At 42.4% G+C, this 17,151-nt stretch carries 14 protein-coding genes; 5 read left to right on the top strand and 9 right to left on the bottom strand.

Annotated features, from left to right (window positions below):
• The first annotated feature begins 31 nt into the window (after positions 1-31).
• Positions 32-1,291 (top strand): ABC transporter substrate-binding protein, encoded by a 1,260-nt coding sequence (locus F0227_RS09150; RefSeq protein ID WP_171752891.1) that lies wholly within the window; start codon positions 32-34, stop codon positions 1,289-1,291.
• Between the two features lie 97 nt (positions 1,292-1,388).
• On the opposite strand, the gene F0227_RS09145 is transcribed toward F0227_RS09150, so the two are convergent.
• Both F0227_RS09145 and F0227_RS09140 read right to left on the bottom strand, forming a co-directional pair.
• The gene (locus F0227_RS09145; RefSeq protein WP_171752890.1) at positions 1,389-1,484 is read right to left on the bottom strand and encodes a MetS family NSS transporter small subunit; all 96 of its coding nucleotides are present in this window, start codon (positions 1,482-1,484) and stop codon (positions 1,389-1,391) included.
• Entirely contained in the window at positions 1,484-2,971 is a 1,488-nt protein-coding gene (locus F0227_RS09140; RefSeq protein ID WP_171752889.1) for a sodium-dependent transporter, read from the bottom strand. Before F0227_RS09140 ends, F0227_RS09145 begins: the two co-directional genes overlap by 1 nt.
• 680 nt (positions 2,972-3,651) lie before the next feature.
• Here F0227_RS09140 and F0227_RS09135 point away from each other — a divergent pair.
• Together F0227_RS09135 and F0227_RS09130 are read left to right on the top strand one after the other, a co-directional pair.
• Positions 3,652-3,741, top strand: coding sequence for a YnhF family membrane protein (locus F0227_RS09135; RefSeq protein WP_171752888.1), 90 nt, complete (start codon positions 3,652-3,654; stop codon positions 3,739-3,741).
• 169 nt (positions 3,742-3,910) lie between these two features.
• Positions 3,911-5,095, top strand: coding sequence for a patatin-like phospholipase family protein (locus F0227_RS09130; RefSeq protein ID WP_171752887.1), 1,185 nt, complete (start codon positions 3,911-3,913; stop codon positions 5,093-5,095).
• Positions 5,096-5,173: 78 nt separating this feature from the next.
• On the opposite strand, the gene pyk is transcribed toward F0227_RS09130, so the two are convergent.
• Entirely contained in the window at positions 5,174-6,619 is a 1,446-nt protein-coding gene (pyk, locus tag F0227_RS09125) for a pyruvate kinase (RefSeq protein ID WP_171752886.1), read from the bottom strand.
• 350 nt (positions 6,620-6,969) lie between these two features.
• On the opposite strand from pyk, the gene F0227_RS09120 reads away from it, so the two are divergent.
• Entirely contained in the window at positions 6,970-8,184 is a 1,215-nt protein-coding gene (locus tag F0227_RS09120) for an ROK family protein (RefSeq protein ID WP_171752885.1), read from the top strand.
• 143 nt (positions 8,185-8,327) lie between these two features.
• The gene (locus F0227_RS09115) at positions 8,328-9,272 is read left to right on the top strand and encodes a chemotaxis protein CheV (protein WP_171752884.1); all 945 of its coding nucleotides are present in this window, start codon (positions 8,328-8,330) and stop codon (positions 9,270-9,272) included.
• Positions 9,273-9,373: 101 nt separating this feature from the next.
• Here F0227_RS09115 and F0227_RS09110 read toward each other — a convergent pair whose 3' ends face one another.
• The 6 genes from F0227_RS09110 to F0227_RS09085 all read right to left on the bottom strand — a co-directional run bounded on the left by F0227_RS09110 (position 9,374) and on the right by F0227_RS09085 (position 17,111).
• Positions 9,374-12,460 (bottom strand): error-prone DNA polymerase, encoded by a 3,087-nt coding sequence (locus tag F0227_RS09110; protein WP_171752883.1) that lies wholly within the window; start codon positions 12,458-12,460, stop codon positions 9,374-9,376.
• Complete coding sequence (locus tag F0227_RS09105; RefSeq protein ID WP_171752882.1) at positions 12,457-13,869, bottom strand: DNA polymerase Y family protein; 1,413 nt, start codon at positions 13,867-13,869, stop codon at positions 12,457-12,459. The genes F0227_RS09110 and F0227_RS09105 overlap by 4 nt, the downstream gene beginning before the upstream one ends.
• Positions 13,866-14,549 carry a translesion DNA synthesis-associated protein ImuA gene (imuA, locus tag F0227_RS09100; RefSeq protein ID WP_171752881.1) on the bottom strand — a complete coding sequence of 228 codons (684 nt, stop codon included), beginning with the start codon at positions 14,547-14,549 and terminating at the stop codon, positions 13,866-13,868. Before imuA ends, F0227_RS09105 begins: the two co-directional genes overlap by 4 nt.
• A 230-nt stretch (positions 14,550-14,779) precedes the next feature.
• Complete coding sequence (locus F0227_RS09095) at positions 14,780-15,133, bottom strand: hypothetical protein (protein WP_171752880.1); 354 nt, start codon at positions 15,131-15,133, stop codon at positions 14,780-14,782.
• Between the two features lie 137 nt (positions 15,134-15,270).
• Positions 15,271-16,095, bottom strand: coding sequence for a 23S rRNA (guanine(745)-N(1))-methyltransferase (gene rlmA, locus F0227_RS09090; RefSeq protein WP_171752879.1), 825 nt, complete (start codon positions 16,093-16,095; stop codon positions 15,271-15,273).
• A gap of 134 nt (positions 16,096-16,229) precedes the next feature.
• Positions 16,230-17,111: a D-hexose-6-phosphate mutarotase gene (locus F0227_RS09085; RefSeq protein ID WP_171752878.1), complete on the bottom strand. Its 882-nt coding sequence runs from the start codon at positions 17,109-17,111 to the stop codon at positions 16,230-16,232.
• Positions 17,112-17,151 lie beyond the last annotated feature (40 nt).

Raw genomic sequence — 17,151 nt, 5'->3', positions numbered from 1 at the left:
AAAAAGGTGCGAGCACTTGAGGAAAAGTAACATGTATAGAAAGCTTTTATCGCTAAGTGGCATATCTCTAGGCGGATTACTGTTAGCGACAAATCTGGCTGTTGCCAATGAACTGGAAGTTCTGCACTGGTGGACGTCTGGAGGAGAAGCTCGTTCAGCAGAGTTACTCAAAGAGGTCATGGAAAGCAAAGGTTACACATGGAAAGACTTTGCCGTGGCAGGTGGTGGCGGTGAAAGCGCCATGATGGTGCTTAAAGCGAGAGCCGTATCCGGTAACCCTCCTACTGCGGCTCAAATTAAAGGTTACGATATTCAAGAGTGGGCGCAACTAGGCTTTTTAACCAATGTCGAGGATGTCGCTATCGCTGAGCATTGGGATAATGTTCTGCCTAAATCTGTAGCCGATATCATGAAGTTTAAAGGGAAATATGTCGCGGTTCCTATCAACTTACATAGAGTGAACTGGTTATGGGCAAACCCTGATGTATTTGCAGAAGTCGGTGTATCCATCCCGACGACGTTGGAAGAGTTTTTTACCGTTGCTGAAAAAATCAAAGCGGCGGGATATATCCCATTAGCTCACGGAGGACAACCGTGGCAAGACACGACCTTGTTTGAAGCGATAGCATTGGCTGTTTTGGGGGCAGAAGATTATCGTAAAGCTTTTGTAGATTTAGACATGGATACTTTATCGGGAGAAAAAATGGTGGAGGTGTTCAGTCGTTTCCATCAACTACGTAATTATATAGATAAAGCCTCTTTTGGACGAACATGGAATGCTGCGACAGATATGGTTATAGAAGGTAAAGCAGCAATGCAGCTAATGGGAGACTGGGTGAAAGGTGAGTTTACTGCGGCAGGAAAAGTACCGGGTGAAGATTACCTTTGTGTCCCAGCACCTGGAACAGTAGATATGTTCAGTTATAACATCGATAGTTTTGTCTTTTTTAAGCACTACAACAAACTGGCAAAAGAGGGTAAAGCACAACTCGCTCAAACGATCATGTCTAAATCTTTCCAAGAAGCATTTAACTTCAATAAAGGCTCATTACCGGCTAGAGCTGATATCTCATTAGATCGATTTGATCAGTGTTCAGTGGCTTCGATGGAAGCTTTTCGCCAGTCTGAAGGTTCACAGAATTTGTTACCAAGTTTGTCTGCTAATATGTCCACTACCAGCTTTGTTCGAGATGCCATTTTTAGCGTTGTTTCAGACTTTTTCAACGATGCCGATGCCGACCCTAAAAAGGCGCCGGATAGATTGGCTCGGGCAATAAAAGCCGCCATGTAACTGTTATCTATTTGGTTGATACCTCAGTAGCCTCAAATAAAAAACCTCAATAGCCATACTATTGAGGTTTTTTTCATTGCGCTATTAGCCGAAGGATTTACTGCTTGTCCATCGCTTTCTTAATACAAAATGCTGCTCCACCCCAAGTAACACCAAGGCCGATAATCATCATTATAATTGCACCAGTAGTCATTATTGTGCCTCCGCTAGTGGTTTTTGTGGTTGGCTGTTCATGTTGATAATGACACCAACAGCGATTAAAGCGACGATAAGTCCCCAACCTAGAGTCATTAGTTCAAACTGAGCATAACCACCATAGCCTTCATTAATAAGGTGGATAAACTTAGTGGCGACAATAATGGCTAGCATGATTGGCGATACAAAACGTAGACACATTTCAAACCAAACACCGACTGTGAAATCGGATACTTTGTTCACGTATTGACGAATGTCAGACAGTTTAACGAGCCAAGCCATCAGTACAATTTCAATTAGGCAGCTTGTTAAGATACCAACGTTGTTTACAAAGTGGTCAACAAGATCAAGTAGTAGTAATCCGCCGTTAGTTGCAAATGCTAGTGAGATAACAAAACCTGTACCACATACAATGGTCGCGGCTTTCTTACGGCTCATTTCTAATTTATCGATAATGGCTGAGGTTACCGCTTCGATAATAGAGATATGCGAACTTAAACCTGCAACAACCAAAGCTAGGAAGAATAGAGGCCCAAGGATATAAGGCGCTGGCAGAAGATTGATCGCCGCTGGAAGCGTAACAAACGCTAGACCGACACCTGCACTAACAACTTCAGTTAGTGGTTTACCTTGTTCTGCAGCCATGTAGCCTAATACAGAGAAGATCATGATACCTGCAAGAATAGAGAAGCCACAGTTGATAAGCACCGTCATAAAGGCGTTATTTGTGATATCCGACTTTTCAGGAAGATAGCTAGAATAAGCCAGCATGATGGCGAAGCCTAAACTCAATGTGAAGAATATCTGTCCATATGCTGCTGCCCAAACTTTAACATCCATAATTTTGCTAAAGTCAGGTTCAAATAAATAGTTAACACCATTTAGTGCACCAGGAAGGAAGATCATTCTACCAATAAGGAAAAGCACCATTAGGAAAAGAATCGGCATCATGATTTTAGATGCACGTTCAATACCTGCTTTTACACCACCGGCGATAGCCGAATAAGTAATACCCCAAGCAATAAGCATTGCGCCAGCAATACCCCATTGGATGCTACCAAGGTTCGTTGGTGAGTTGTCGCCAAGTGCTAAATACTCACTAAAGAAGAAGGCGTTGGTGTCGGTTCCCCAAGCTTGGGTAAATGACATGCCAAAGTAGGAAATTGCCCAGCCGATAACCGCAACATAGTAGACGGCGATGACGGCTGCAATACCAATTTGGAACCAACCTAACCACTCAAACTTTGCGTTGATGCGGCTAAGCGTAATTGGTGCTGAGCCTCGGTTCTTCTGTCCCATACTGAATTCTAAGATCATAAATGGGATACCAGCGGTGATCATGGCAAAAAGATAAGGGATAAAAAAGGCGCCACCACCATTCTCATAAGCCATGTATGGAAAACGCCATATGTTTCCTAGGCCGATTGCGGACCCTACTGCGGCAAGTATAAATCCTGCACGGGACCCCCATTGTTCACGCTTCATAATTACTCCTTACAACTTGACTCTGAGATATGAAGCTTTACTGGTATCAAGCAGATATTGTATTAATGGATTGTTAACATTTATGATGAAATTAAATTCTCTGAAAATGACAAGTTAGCAGTTTGAACTAGCTCTCATTTTTAAATGTTATGGTTTTTTATTCTGCTGATAACGGTAAAACTCAGAGTATGTATCTAAATTTTGCGATGTGTGTTTGCGAAAACTGAAACATTCAGCTGCGCATTATGGGCAGATTACAATTTTAATCTGATGAGTGCAATAGAAAGGCGATGTTTAAAAAATGATAACAAGTGGTGCTTTAAATGTTAAAACTACTTAGTGAGTAGTGTTATGAGTGGTAAAAATATTAATACATGGTTATTAATTCCTGCTTGAGAGTTAGTGGTGGTTTATATGTCTGTTGTTGCTAATAGAGAGTTCGACTGAAAAATGTTCAAATTTCCCCATTTTGTTATGACTACGGAACACAACAAAGCTCAGAGATGGCATAGACGATAAGTTTTGTGTGATTTTTACTGCATATTGATTTGTTTGCTCTTGGGGTTTCTCTGTTATATGAATTATGTTTATTAAGAGAGATATTTTTATTAACGGTACGACTTCTTCAACAGCTTGATTATGCAAATGAAGGGGCGTCTATTTTTAAGTAAGGAAACGTAATGGAATACGATTTAAAACTGGCACTGTCTATTGTTGTTGCAGCATTTTCTTTAATTATCGTGTCGGGTGTTATTGCCGTAGTCAGTTGATTGATGCCAAATCGCGGTGATAGCTGCATGCCGGTGTCTTGATCAGAAGCTAATGTACTCTCGTGATAGAAGTAGCTGAAGTTACTTTAAGAGAGAGATTCATAACCTAAACATCATTAATGTAAATTAGGCATTGCAGACGTCAAATCGTCAGAATTAAGGAGGGGGGATGTCCAATCGGGGCGTTGTTAGTGGAACCCACTCCACTTTGCAACACGCTAAATATGCGAAATACATCAATGGCTCCTCTGCTCTCATTGCTCAAGGTGGAGGGCAGCGGGGTATTTTTACCTCTGGGGTTTTAGATGCGTTTATTTTGTCTAATTTTGATCCCTTTGATGTATTTTATGGTACCTCTGCTGGCGCATTGAATATTTGTGCTTATCTTTGTCGCCAAACGGGACTTGGCAAATCATTCTTAGTGGATCTTACCACTGACCCTCAATTCTTTAATTTGTTTAGTTATATTCGGCGTAAACAGAGCATGGATATCGACTGGGCAATATGTAAAATTAGCCAGTTCCCTTATAAACTTGATTTGGATTTAGGCCGAATGATATTGGCGGATCGAGGAGCGTATGCCTCTGTTACGGAAGTCTCTCATATTCGTGATGAATACCTGCCGATTCTAGGGGAAGAGTGGTTTGATGTGATGCGAGCGACATGCGCCATACCCGCGCTGTATGATGGTGAGGTCTCTATTGCAGAGAAAAGTTATGTTGATGGTGGTGTTACTGCTGCGATTCCTGTTCAAGAAGCGTGGAGGCAAGGCCATCGTAACATAATGGTAATTCGGACGGATGTGGCTGAAGAACCAGAGCAGAATGGTGATGCTTTTTTCATTAGCAAAGACGCTGTTGGTAATAATGATCTATTTGCTAAAAACATCACGACAGAAAAGAGAACCGATGAAGTTGATCCTCTGTTGTTTGTGCAGCAGCACTGGGAACAGACTCTGAATAAGTGGAAAGGGGAGTGGAGTGAGTTCTGGCAGGAACAAATAGATAAGTCCAAACAGAAGAAAATGTCGTTCAAGCACCTTGACTTGTTAAATGGTGGTCGTTGGTTGTTTGGTGGTGACGATGTTTATCGTTTAAGTCATCTGCTGGGGGACAAATTTGATTCAGGCTTGGCCGATTATTTGATGATTCATTACCAAACGTATGCTTTAACCCAACAGTTTTTGCTTAATCCACCGGATGATTGTTTTATTGTACAGATTTGCCCAGCGCAACCTTTGAAATCATCAGCGTTATTAAGCAAGAAAGAGGAGCTATTACATGACTATCAGCTTGGCTTAGATGCGGGTTATCATTTTATTGAACAGTTTTCTTTGACTAAAAAATTAAGTTAATCGTGCTGAAGCTGAGTACATGGTGATGAAAACCCTAACATAAATTAGTTGTTAGGGTTTACAGTGATAAACGGAGAATTATTCTACTGACATTATACGCATGCAGTTAGTTGAGCCGATGATATCCATAACATCACCTTGAGTAATGATGACTTTATCCCCTGTGTCCACTAAACCTTTCTCTTTTAATGTGATAATGGCTTCTTGTGCAAATGTAATCCCAGCATCGGCCTGACATTCAAAAAATACAGGTGTTACGCCTCGATAGAGTGAGGCTCTACTTAAGGTGCTTTCGTTTCTAGATAAGGCGAAGATAGGAAGCCCGGAACTTAAGCGAGACATCATTAATGGCGTTCTGCCTGATTCAGTTAGGGTAATCATCGCTTTCACGCCATGAAGGTGATTGGCCGCGTACATGGTCGCCATGGCAATGGTCTCTTCTGTAGAGTCAAATTGACTATCTATACGGTAGCTGGATGCATTCAACGATGGCATTTTCTCTGCTCCCATACAGACGCTTGCCATCGACTCGACCGTTTCTATTGGATAAGCACCGACGGCGGTTTCTCCCGATAGCATAACGGCATCTGTACCATCCAGCACGGCGTTAGCGACGTCCATCACTTCAGCTCGGGTAGGCATAGGATTCGTGATCATGGACTCCATCATTTGCGTTGCAGTGATCACTACGCGGTTTAAACTTCGGGTACGGCTAATTAATTGTTTTTGCACCGCAATTAATTCCGGATCGCCAATCTCTACCCCTAAATCGCCACGAGCGACCATAATGGCGTCGGATGCTAAAATAATGTCATCAATGTTCTCTACATTGGCCACCGTTTCCGCTCGCTCTACTTTGGCGACGAGTTTTGCTTCTAAGCCTGCATCTCGGGCGAGTCTGCGGGCGTACTTCATATCTTCACCATTACGCGGAAATGAAACGGCTAAGTAGTCCACTTTGATTTTTGCCGCAGTTAAAATATCGTTTTTGTCTTTATCAGTAAGTGCGTCCGCTGAGAGGCCGCCTCCTTGTTTGTTGATTCCTTTATTGTTAGAGAGCGCGCCGCCTATCACGACTTCTGTATGTACCTTGTTGCCTTTTACTGAGATGACTTTAAGTTGAACTCTACCATCGTCTAATAGCAGTACATCACCGTTAACAACGTCTTGCGGTAGCTCTTTGTAGTCTAAGCCAACAACATCTTGATCTCCTTGGCCGGCTGGAAGGTCGCTGTCTAGGGTAAATTTGTCCCCTTTGTTGAGTATGACTTTTTCATTTGTAAAGGTAGACACCCGAATTTTAGGCCCTTGTAAATCACCTAAAATGGCAACGTGCATGCCTAGTCGAGCGGCAATTGAGCGTACCTGTTGGGCTCTGTCAATGTGATCCTGAGCGCTGCCATGAGAGAAGTTCATTCTTACTACGTTGACACCTGCCTGAATAATGCGCTCTAAATTATTGTCGCGATCCGTTGCGGGTCCTAGAGTCGTAACAATTTTTGTTCTTCTTAACCGTTTGCTCATATTTTTCTTCCTGTGGCGTCATTATGTACTACTTAGTATATGGCGATTATGTGCTATTTAGCCAGATTAGGATTTGTTGAGTCGCCTAACTGATGAAACTTGATTCTTAGCTTGCGCCTCAATCCAATAATTGCAGAACACTGGGTAAAACGGTGTTGTAAAAAGATTTTTCATGATTAAAAAAAACCTGTTTTAGATCAATAATTACTTTGGTTTAATCGCCGCTATTTCCGCTTTTATTGGCTAAATTAGTTTTGTGCGTGATACCCGTCACGGCAATCTATCAAGTGACTTCACAATTAGTTCGCAAAGTAAAAAAATTAGCCAACGACGTCATTTTGGAGTGTAAAATGTACATGGCTCAACCTGGCCATATTGACCATATCAAGCAGGTCAATGCTGGTCGTGTGTATAAATTGATAGATTTAAACGGGCCAATATCTCGCATTGATCTTTCTAAGGTCAGTGGGTTAGCTCCTGCAAGTATCACGAAAATCACTCGTGAACTGATTGATGCACACCTCATTCATGAAACAACGGTACAAGAAGCGACAAGTCGTGGGCGACCTGCTGTGGGTTTACAAACTGACAATGAAGGCTGGCAGTTTTTATCGGCTCGTTTAGGTCGAGGTTATCTCGTTATTGCTTTGCACGAGCATGGTGGCTCAGTGCTTATCGATACTAAAATTGATATTCATGAAATAGAGCAAGAGGACGTACTTGCTCGTTTACTTCATGAGATTGATGAGTTCTTTGAAACGTATTCTGATCAACTAGATCGGGTAACCAGCATTGCGGTGACGTTACCTGGCTTGGTGAATCCAGAGAAAGGCATTGTCTTACAGATGCCTCACTATAATGTCAAAAATTTGCCTCTGGGCCCTGAAATTCATGAGTCTACGGGGCTGCCGGTATTTATTGCCAATGACACAAGGGCTTGGGCATTAGCTGAAAAACTATTTGGTCATTCAAAAGAGAATGAAAGTTCGATACTGATTTCAATCCACCATGGTGTTGGAGCGGGAATAGTGCTAGACGGCAGAGTATTGCAAGGCCGCCATGGTAATATCGGTGAATTGGGACATATTCAAATTGATCCAAATGGTGAGCTTTGCCATTGTGGTAACCGAGGTTGTCTTGAAACATTGGCGAGCTCACAAGCAATTAGAGATCAAGTTGCCAAGCGATTGAGCGCAGGAGAGGATTCCTCCATTGACCCTGATCGTATCACCATTGAAAATATCTGTTCCGCTGCGGCTGAAGGGGACCCTTTAGCGGTGGAAGTTATTGAGAACCTTGGTCTTTATTTGGGTAAAGCGATAGCCATAGTGGTGAATCTATTTAACCCAGAGAAGATATTGATAGGAGGGGTGATTAATAGAGCAAAGTCAGTGCTTTACCCTGCTATTGAACAGTGTGTTAAACAGCAATGTATTGCCGCTTATCACCAAGAGTTACAGATCGTTGAAAGCCGCTTTTATAAGCAAGCAACCATGCCAGGTGCAGCATTAATCAAACAAGCCATGTATGACGGGCAATTGTTGATGAAAGTAGTGGAAGGTTGATTTATTCGTAATTTGGTACACTATCTTAAAAATATGAACGATACTGATATATATGTTTTATGCATGTAGTTATTAATTATTTGCTTATTGTATTGTTTTGTTTTTAAATCTAACCCACAGATAAAGACTCAGTGAGAAGCCGTATGTCCGGAGTATTAAGTACTGTCGATCAAAGAACGAACTTAGTTGGTGAAAACCGCTTAGAGCTTTTGATGTTTAAATTAAACAATCGGCAACTGTTTGCGATTAATGTATTTAAGGTCAAAGAAGTACTTAAGATGCCTATTCTGACTAAGATGCCCGGAGCACATGGTCATGTGGTTGGCGTGGCTTCTCTTCGTGGTGAATCGGTTCCAGTGATAGATCTGCGAGCGGCAATCGGCTTTCGTCCAATGCACCCTGATGAAGAACAAAACCTGATTATCACTGAGTATAACCGCAGTGTTCAGGGCTTTCTTGTTGGTCAAGTAAGAAATATTGTCAATACAGCTTGGACCGAAATTGCTCCTCCACCTAAAACAGCAGGTAAGGCAAACTACCTAACCGCCATTACTCAGATTGAAGATGAAGGCGATAAGAAAATTGTTGAAATTATCGATGTAGAGAAGGTTCTTGCACAGATTATTGATTACGATATTTCAATCTCTGAAGGTGTGTTAGACGAAGAGCTGTCTCAGCAGATGATTGGACGAAATGTGTTGATTGTCGATGACTCTTCTACTGCTCGTGGGCAGGTGAGAGGCACTTTAGAACAGTTAGGTATCAATATTATTGAGTGTAGTGACGGGTTAGAAGCGCTGAACTTGTTAAAAGGTTGGTGTGATGAAGGTAAAACCGTTACGGATGAGATCATGATGATGATTACTGATGCTGAAATGCCTGAAATGGACGGTTATCGTCTAACTCATGAAGTTCGTAATGATCCTAGAATGGGTGATCTGTTCATCACTTTAAATACCTCATTAAGTGGCAGCTTTAATGAAGCCATGGTGAAAAAAGTGGGTTGCGATCGGTTTATTTCTAAGTTCCAACCGGATTTGCTAGTGGATGTTGCCCAGCAAAGAATGAAGCAGATATTGGGTCTATAAGGCGAGGCAACCGCCGATCTTTCGAACACACATTTTCTCAATCTGAAGACGGCCTGATCAAGGTTCAAGAAGGGCTGTGTAGCTTTTTATAAAACGATTCTTTAATGAAAATCTCGGGATGAAGTGATCAAGCCATTTAGGGATTCTGTCAGGTCCGTTAGCTTACCCGCAATGACATGAGTAACTTGTCCATCGTGTTCGAGAATACCGTCCACTTTAAGTATTTTAGCGGTTAAATAGCTCTGCTTTTGTGCTCTTGCTGTTTTAGCCCAAACCACCACATTAACATTGCCTGTGTCATCTTCTAAGGTAAAAAAGGTGACACCTGCTGCTGTTCCCGGAGATTGTCTTCCTGTTACGACCCCAACAACCGTGACCATAGAGCGGTGTGCTCTGTTTAATAGCTCCGTTTGCCGAGTGAACCGACCTAATTTCTGCGCTTTATCCAATATAGTGATGGGATGTTGATCTAACGATAGTCCTGTTGCTGCATAATCTTCGAGTAGTGCTTCTGTTGGACTTTCTGTAAACAAAAATGGCTCAGAAGAAGCCTGCTGCGACTGAAAGAGAGGCAGGTCATGTATAGAGTCCATAACTTGCCAACGAGTGTGGTAACGGTCTCCACTGAGGCTTTTTAGCGCATCGGCTGAGGCTAAGGCGGCAATGTCTTTTTTGTTCAGTCCAATATGTTTTATCTGCTGACTGCTGGTGAAGCCACGACTTGGTCGGTTGTGAAGTAGCTGCTCGGCCCCTTTTTGAGACAGCCCTTTAATCAGTGTTAAACCTAACTGAATAGCATAGCCTTGTGCTGAAGGTACGATTGAGTGTATGTATTGAGAGTCGTTAACCGATACGGGCAAGACAGTAACGTGATGTCGTTTGGCGTCCTGAATAAGCTGAGAGGCGCTATAAAAGCCCATTGGCAAGCTATTCAATAACGAAGTATAAAATAGCTCTGGGTGGTAATGTTTTAACCATGCAGAACAGTATGCTAAGACAGCAAACGATGCTGAATGACTTTCCGGAAAACCATACTCACCAAAACCGCATATTTGGTCGAAAATACGTTCGGCAAATTCGGCTTGGTAGCCTCTATCCAGCATGCCGTTAATGAGCTTGGATTTAAATTTAAATAGATCACCATTTTTTTTCCATGAGGCCATTGCTCGTCGCAACTGATCTGCTTCGCCACCAGAAAAACCTGCCGCAACCATCGCGAGCTTAATTACTTGTTCTTGAAAAATAGGCACCCCCATGGTTCGAGAAAGCACCTCTTTGACCTCTTCAGATGGATAAGTGACCGCTTCTAATCCATCTCTACGCTTTAGAAAAGGGTGCACCATATCCCCCTGAATTGGGCCTGGACGCACAATGGCTATCTGGATAACTAAATCGTAATAGCAGCGAGGTTTTAAGCGCGGCAACATACTCATTTGTGCCCGTGATTCTATTTGAAATACGCCCACGGTGTCGGCCTTTTGCAGCATTTTGTAAACCGCTTGGTCATCTTGTTTTCGGGTAATATCTGCAATAGTAAGCTCTTCACCTTTATGTTGTTTAATAAGATCAAAGCACTTTCTAATGGCGGTGAGCATACCCAGTGCCAGAATATCCACTTTTAGTAGTTTAAGGCTTTCTAGGTCATCTTTATCCCATTGAATGACGGTTCTATTGGGCATGGCGGCGTTCTCAATGGGAACCAATTCATATAATGGCCCGGCAGAAATGACAAAACCGCCTACGTGCTGAGAAAGATGACGCGGGAAGCCGATAATGTCATTAACCAATTGGATAAGTTGCTGTCCTTTTAAGGAGTCAGGCTTTATACCCAATTCCGTTAATTGCGCTTGCCAACCGAGGGAGCGATCGCGTCTGTTTATATTTTTAATGAAAAAATCCAGTTGGGTTTCAGATATGCCTAAAGCTTTGCCTACATCTCGCAAAGCACTTTTAAAACGATAGCTAATGACGGTAGCGGCTAGCGCAGCACGCTCTCTTCCGTACTTTTTGTAGATATATTGGATAACTTCTTCACGCCGTTCATGTTCAAAATCCACATCGATATCGGGTGGTTCTTGACGTTCTTTACTAATGAAACGTTCAAAAAGTACCGATATCTGCCTAGGATCAACGGAGGTGATCTCTAAGCAGTAACAGATAATAGAATTGGCCGCGGACCCTCTTCCCTGATAAAGGATACTCTGACTTTTGGCAAACATGACGATGTCGTGAATGGTCAGAAAGTAAAAGGGATAGTTGAGTTCTTCAACAAGGTTGAGCTCTTTAGTGAGTAGCTGATCAATGTCATTAGGCACTCCGTTGGGAAAACGGGCTTTTTTGCCTTTTTCTACCAGTTCGATTAAGTAACTCATCGGTGTATAACCGTCAGGAACCAACTCTGACGGGTAACAGTAGCGCAGTGTATCCAGAGAAAAAGTGCATTGCTGAGCGATATTGTTACTCTCATTTAACCATTTTTGGTCAAAGATTTTGGCTAACTTCTCTTTTGGTCTGAGACTTCTTTCACTATTTGTCAGTAGTTGGTGTTTGATTTCGCTGATGGGTTTGTTTTCGCGGATGGCCGTTAGCGTATGTTGTAATGGTTGGCGGGTAGCACTGTGCATCAACACCCCCCCACAAGCGGTTATTGCTAGATCAAATTGTGAAGCGAGTGATTGGCAGTAAGCTGAATACGCTCTGTCGTTTCCTTGTAAATGCTTCTGTACTCCAATCCATAGCCGTTTTTTATGATGTTTATTAAGCCAGTCTCCCCAATGAAGATCGGCGTGTTTATGGCAAGGTAACCAAATGATCAAACAGTGTTTTAATGACATTAGGTCCCATTCAGATAAGTTGTATTCTCCTTTTTCTGCTCGTCTTCGGGCATTGGTAATAATACGGCACAGTTCGGTATAAGCTTGCTGATTTGGGCACAGGAGTACAATTTGGCACTCGGCATTGAGCCAGAACATGCTACCAATGATGAGTTTAATGGATAAATGGTGGTTTTTAATGGTGGCATGAGCTTTTACCACGCCAGCAAGAGAACATTCGTCGGTGATAGCTAAAGCAGAATAGCGTAAAAAGTTGGCTTGAGTAATTAACTCTTCTGCATGAGAGGCGCCCGTTAAAAACGAGAAGTTGCTTTGGCAAAATAGCTCAGCATATTGAGGATTACTGTCACTCATGCGAATAGTCCGTGGATGAACCACTGTTTTTGTTGATCACGAAAAACCCATAGCCATCGCCCTTGATCACTTTTGGCCACAAAATAGTCTCGCATTATTGTTTCTGCATCCCACCAGCCTGTTGTGAGCCTTTCTGGCCCTTGTAATATAGTGACCTTTTCAGCAAGAGGAACAGGGGAAGGGAATAAGATACTGGGACGAGCAGAGGCTGTTTTTTCTGATTGGTCGACTCTCAGATCATCGTGTTGCGGAGCAAAAGGTACAGAGAGTCGAGTGGCTAACTCTGGTCGAGGATCTCTGGTTTTACTCACACCTGTGACCTGCTCTTTACCTAACTTGGCTTGAAGAATGCTAATTAGCTCTAGCGGTGAAGTTTGCCCTTGTTGACCGTCAAATAGATCATGGCCATCAGATTGTTTTTGATGGGTTTGTGTCGCATACAATGTAATTGCAGTAATAGGGGCATTTAAAGTGCAGGACTCAAGAGTTAGCTTGCTTAACTGCTGCCATTTACTGGCAAGATAATCTCCTTGAGCGGAGGAAAAAATCACACTCTGCGTTAGGTCACCTCTTTGATGCAGCTGTAAGGTGAGTTGGTAGGCGACTTTATCCCGTAGAAGTAAAAATGCCTCTAGTTGAGTTAATAGTGTAAATAGAGGCTTTATTAACCATTGAACATTATCGATTTCAAATAACAATTCAAGGTGACGTTTAAATGTCTCAGCGGGATGATAGTTGTTTACAGGGTGTTTAAGTTGTCCGGTTAAACGACCCATATAATTAACCAGCTCAATATCAAATCGGCGCGCGATATCTGCTAGCTCTAAAGTGAGTAAATCTTGTAAATAGCGAACGCCAACTCTATTTAGTTGCTCGACAGTTTTATCTGTTAGCTCGGTAGCATGCAGTGGTTGTTGCTTTAATGTATTTTGTAACCAGATGGGATCATCAGAGATACGGTTAATTTGTTGTTGTGCGAGTAATTTTGCGGATAAAGGAGAGCTTCCTGTTGAGAAACTAAACTGAATATTTAAGCTTGTAAGGTGCTCAAAAACCACACTCCAGTAGGAAGCTAAGCCATCGTAAAGAGTCAGCATATTGCTCACTTTAAGCAATATTCCTGAAGGGGAAAACAGAGAGATATCGGAGGTCACCATATAAAGCCAGTGAGCAATTTCGGTTAATTTCTGCTCTTCAACTTGTTGATTATAAGGGTGTACTTGTAGATCGGCACACAGTGATGCCGCACTACCTAATCCCATGCCAAGCTTTATTCCTTTCTCTTCTGCTACGCTATTTATTTGTACAATGTACTGTTTATTTAAAATGCAAATTGGGGCCTGCTGAATATCAGAAAAGAGGCTGTCTAATTGTAGAGTAGGGAAGTGTAAGTACAACCAGAGCGTCATGCTGTACCCCTATTTCCAATAGGAAATGGGATAACACTATTGGTGTGTGTGTAAGGAGCAAGGTGAGGCCACTTCTGATGGACATCAATAGTGAAACGGGTCTTTAACCAGCCTCCTTTTCGTCGGTGAATCGTGACAGTTAAACCATTGCTGTCTGGTTGCAAGGTTAAGCTAAGTGAAATGGGCAAGGTCAGCTGACAACGGGTATCCATTTTAAATAAGAAGTTTAGACACTGGCCAGTTTCGCTGGCAACTTGTAACCTTTTTGCTTGGTGGATTTCTAACGAAGGATGCCAAAGTGTGACACTACCGCAACTGCCACTTTTAAGACATTGCTCTGCGGCCCATAGCGCTTCCTTGGCTGTTTTAGGAAATAGCAATATTAACTTATTTAACTCTATTTCTTGTTGAACAAAGTATTCGCTACAGAGATAACCCGGAGGATTAATAAAAACAGAAAGGCGTTGTTGTCCTTTTTGCTTTATATAGGGCGTTAGCAATCGTAGCTCGCCAATACCTTGCGGAGAGTTAACTTCAATCACGCCATAGGTAGGGAAACCACCCTTAAGCTGTTTATCTAATTCACTATAGCCAGATGTGTGCGTAGTGGCATTTATCTTTTGCTGGCTTCCTCGCCAAATCAACTGTTTAGTTTGAAGTAAATCGATAACAGGATGCATGTACGCCTCGGAAATGTACTGTACGTATATACAGTATAATTGATCGAGATAAAGGATCAAGATCAAATCGTCGCAGAAGGTCAACAGATCTTAGTGTAGAAAAAATAGTACTAAGGTAGGCGGCAAGAATTGGCCATTAAGCATGATTAATTGAAAATAGAAGCAATGGGGAAGCGGCCAGTTGCGAGAGCAACTAGTGATGAAGTTTCAATAGAGTCAGATTATTCTAGCTAGAGTACAGCAAGTAAGATAGCACCAACAGACAATGCGCCTTTAACATATTGTCCTGCGGAGTAACTAGTATCTTCTTCTTTTTCAATCTCTTCTGGTCGATCTAAGCCCAGAGCGCCATGAGCAAAGGAAGTGACTTTGTTTGGCTCACCCTCTGCATTTTTTGCCTCTTCGTCTATTTGTGATAATGCGGCAAGCAAGGCTTTACCCTCTTCAGAGAGAGTGACTTTATTTTGCTCAACATGCAGTGCTTTTGGTGCTTGCTGTGCTTCTGGATTTTGCGGCTGCTTATTTGCCGTATTAGCTTGAGCTGAACTCAAGGTTGAAGCGGTGTTCATTCCTACTGGTGTCATATCTTGCCTCAACGATTTATGCTTACAGATAAAATATCGGCCTAAGTGACAAAATGTTTAGAAAAAAATTGCCGCTTAGGGTTTAGAGGAAAGATTAAGCAAGAAATAGACCAATACTACACAGGAGTCACTTGGCTTTATGATGATTTTTTGTAAATCCGAATCATAAAGTCAGCTTCGCAAGAGAAATGGGGCATTTGAGTCAGTGAGGCTTTGAGCTGTTCTGACGCTTTCCAAGCAAAAGGTGTCATTTGCAATAGGTCTATAGCCTCTGAGCCAGAGAGAGAGAGTGGGTAGTTGAGCTTCTCTTCATGTTCTAGAGCAAAACCTGTCAGAACTTCAGCGTGCTCTGAATGTAACCTTACATCTTGATAGATCAGCTCTCTTAGTTGGAACAAGTGTCGTGCTGCGGGTGTGACGGTAACGATGTAACCGTCTGTATCAACGCAACGGTATAATTCATCGCTGTTACAAGGTGCATAAATACGCAGCACCAAATCGAGAGACTGAGATGAAAATGGCAGCGTTTGGCTCGATGCAACAGCAAAGGCGCAATTTGGGTATCGTTTCGCCGCATAACGAATAGCGACTTTAGAAATATCAATACCTGATACCTTGGTACTATTTAGCGTCGATTGCAGGTGGTGAGTGTAATAGCCTTCACCACAACCTATATCCAGTACCCGAGCTGGACTCTCTTCAAGTAGCTGCTCCTCAAGCAATTGAAGGCATAACTGACTCACCTTCTCTCTTAATGGGTGATAAGCACCTGAGTCAAGAAATCGCCGTCTGGCTTGCATCATCTCAACATTGTCGCCAGGATTTTTTGATCGTTTTTTATTGGCAGGAATTAGATTGATATACCCTTCTTTAGCAATATCAAACTGATGGTTATTACTGCATTTAAAACAGTTTCCTGCTTGATATAAAATGTTTGAACATAAAGGGCACTGATAAGACATAGTAAAACTCAATGGTAAATAGCGATAAAACGCGAATTGTAAAGCTTGTAAAATAGAGATGCGAGCACTATTGCTAGGTGTTTAAAGATATCAACACGAGAGTCACGCCATTATGACTCTCATGCTTAATCTCTTTACTGTACCGATATTTCAGTACTTAACTGGTAGCTCTGTTCCGGCTGCAGCTCTAAGCCTGTCTCTAGGCTAGTCGCGTGATAGGTAGACTCCACGCAAAGCATGGTTTGGTAGCCGTCATCGGCCATATCTGCCATTCCTTGTGAACCTTGTTGCCAAGGGTTCCATATAACAGCGCTGTTATGCCCTTGGTTCTTTATTACAATGCTTCGAGCATGTTGTGGATCAGAAATTTGGATGGTTTCAGTTGGTTTTGTATAGACGCGATCAACGGTATCCGTCAGCTGTAACTGTTGTAATCCCTGACACATTTTCCCGTCTTGTAAGCTGTCGCGATACTCTAGCCCCATTCCTGTCGTGACAGAGTCGGCTATATTGGCGATGTTGAAATAACTATGTAATGCAGCAGAAAAACGCCATGGCTTATCATCAGTGTTACGAACATCAAGAGTGACTTTTAGTTTATCGGAAATATCGATATACAATCTGGCCTGAAATGAAAATGGCCATACGGCTAATGTATTTTCATCTTCTTCTAGCCCTAAACAGATCATAACGCCATGATCGTTTTCTCTATGTTCAACTAAATGCCATTGAGTTGTACGAGCAAAGCCATGTGCTGGTGCAGCAATTCGGCCAAACCAAGGCCAACAGATAGGGATGCCTCCACGAATGGCTTTATCTGAGTGAAACTCTGCCTTCTCACTCAACCAGATGACATCTTCTTGTCCTGCCGGTTTAAATGACAGAAGATGGCCTCCGTGAAGAGAAATATCAGCCGTTGCCTTGGGGTGAGAAACACGAACAACTTTAATATCGTCCATTTCTACAATGGTTACGCAATCAGCCAACACGCTGACAGTCGATGGATGATTTTCCATGGTATCTGGTTCCTTGCTCTTTATGACTTTTCTTGCTTAA

Source organism: Vibrio sp. 99-8-1, assembly GCF_013114595.1.
Lineage (GTDB): Bacteria > Pseudomonadota > Gammaproteobacteria > Enterobacterales > Vibrionaceae > Vibrio.
Note: the sequence above shows the minus strand (reverse complement) of the source record. Positions and strands in the feature narration are given on the sequence as shown.

Bases quoted from the DNA above. Each gene is read 5' to 3' on its own strand.
- F0227_RS09110 (WP_171752883.1), bottom strand. From the start codon at position 12,460: ATGAGTGACAGTAATCCTCAATATGCTGAGCTATTTTGCCAAAGCAAC.
- pyk (WP_171752886.1), bottom strand. From the start codon at position 6,619: ATGAGCAAACGGTTAAGAAGAACAAAAATTGTTACGACTCTAGGACCC.
- F0227_RS09095 (WP_171752880.1), bottom strand. From the start codon at position 15,133: ATGACACCAGTAGGAATGAACACCGCTTCAACCTTGAGTTCAGCTCAA.
- F0227_RS09105 (WP_171752882.1), bottom strand. From the start codon at position 13,869: ATGACGCTCTGGTTGTACTTACACTTCCCTACTCTACAATTAGACAGC.
- F0227_RS09145 (WP_171752890.1), bottom strand. From the start codon at position 1,484: ATGACTACTGGTGCAATTATAATGATGATTATCGGCCTTGGTGTTACT.
- imuA (WP_171752881.1), bottom strand. From the start codon at position 14,549: ATGCATCCTGTTATCGATTTACTTCAAACTAAACAGTTGATTTGGCGA.
- F0227_RS09085 (WP_171752878.1), bottom strand. From the start codon at position 17,111: ATGGAAAATCATCCATCGACTGTCAGCGTGTTGGCTGATTGCGTAACC.
- F0227_RS09130 (WP_171752887.1), top strand. From the start codon at position 3,911: ATGTCCAATCGGGGCGTTGTTAGTGGAACCCACTCCACTTTGCAACAC.
- F0227_RS09115 (WP_171752884.1), top strand. From the start codon at position 8,328: ATGTCCGGAGTATTAAGTACTGTCGATCAAAGAACGAACTTAGTTGGT.
- F0227_RS09120 (WP_171752885.1), top strand. From the start codon at position 6,970: ATGTACATGGCTCAACCTGGCCATATTGACCATATCAAGCAGGTCAAT.
- rlmA (WP_171752879.1), bottom strand. From the start codon at position 16,095: ATGTCTTATCAGTGCCCTTTATGTTCAAACATTTTATATCAAGCAGGA.
- F0227_RS09140 (WP_171752889.1), bottom strand. From the start codon at position 2,971: ATGAAGCGTGAACAATGGGGGTCCCGTGCAGGATTTATACTTGCCGCA.
- F0227_RS09150 (WP_171752891.1), top strand. From the start codon at position 32: ATGTATAGAAAGCTTTTATCGCTAAGTGGCATATCTCTAGGCGGATTA.
- F0227_RS09135 (WP_171752888.1), top strand. From the start codon at position 3,652: ATGGAATACGATTTAAAACTGGCACTGTCTATTGTTGTTGCAGCATTT.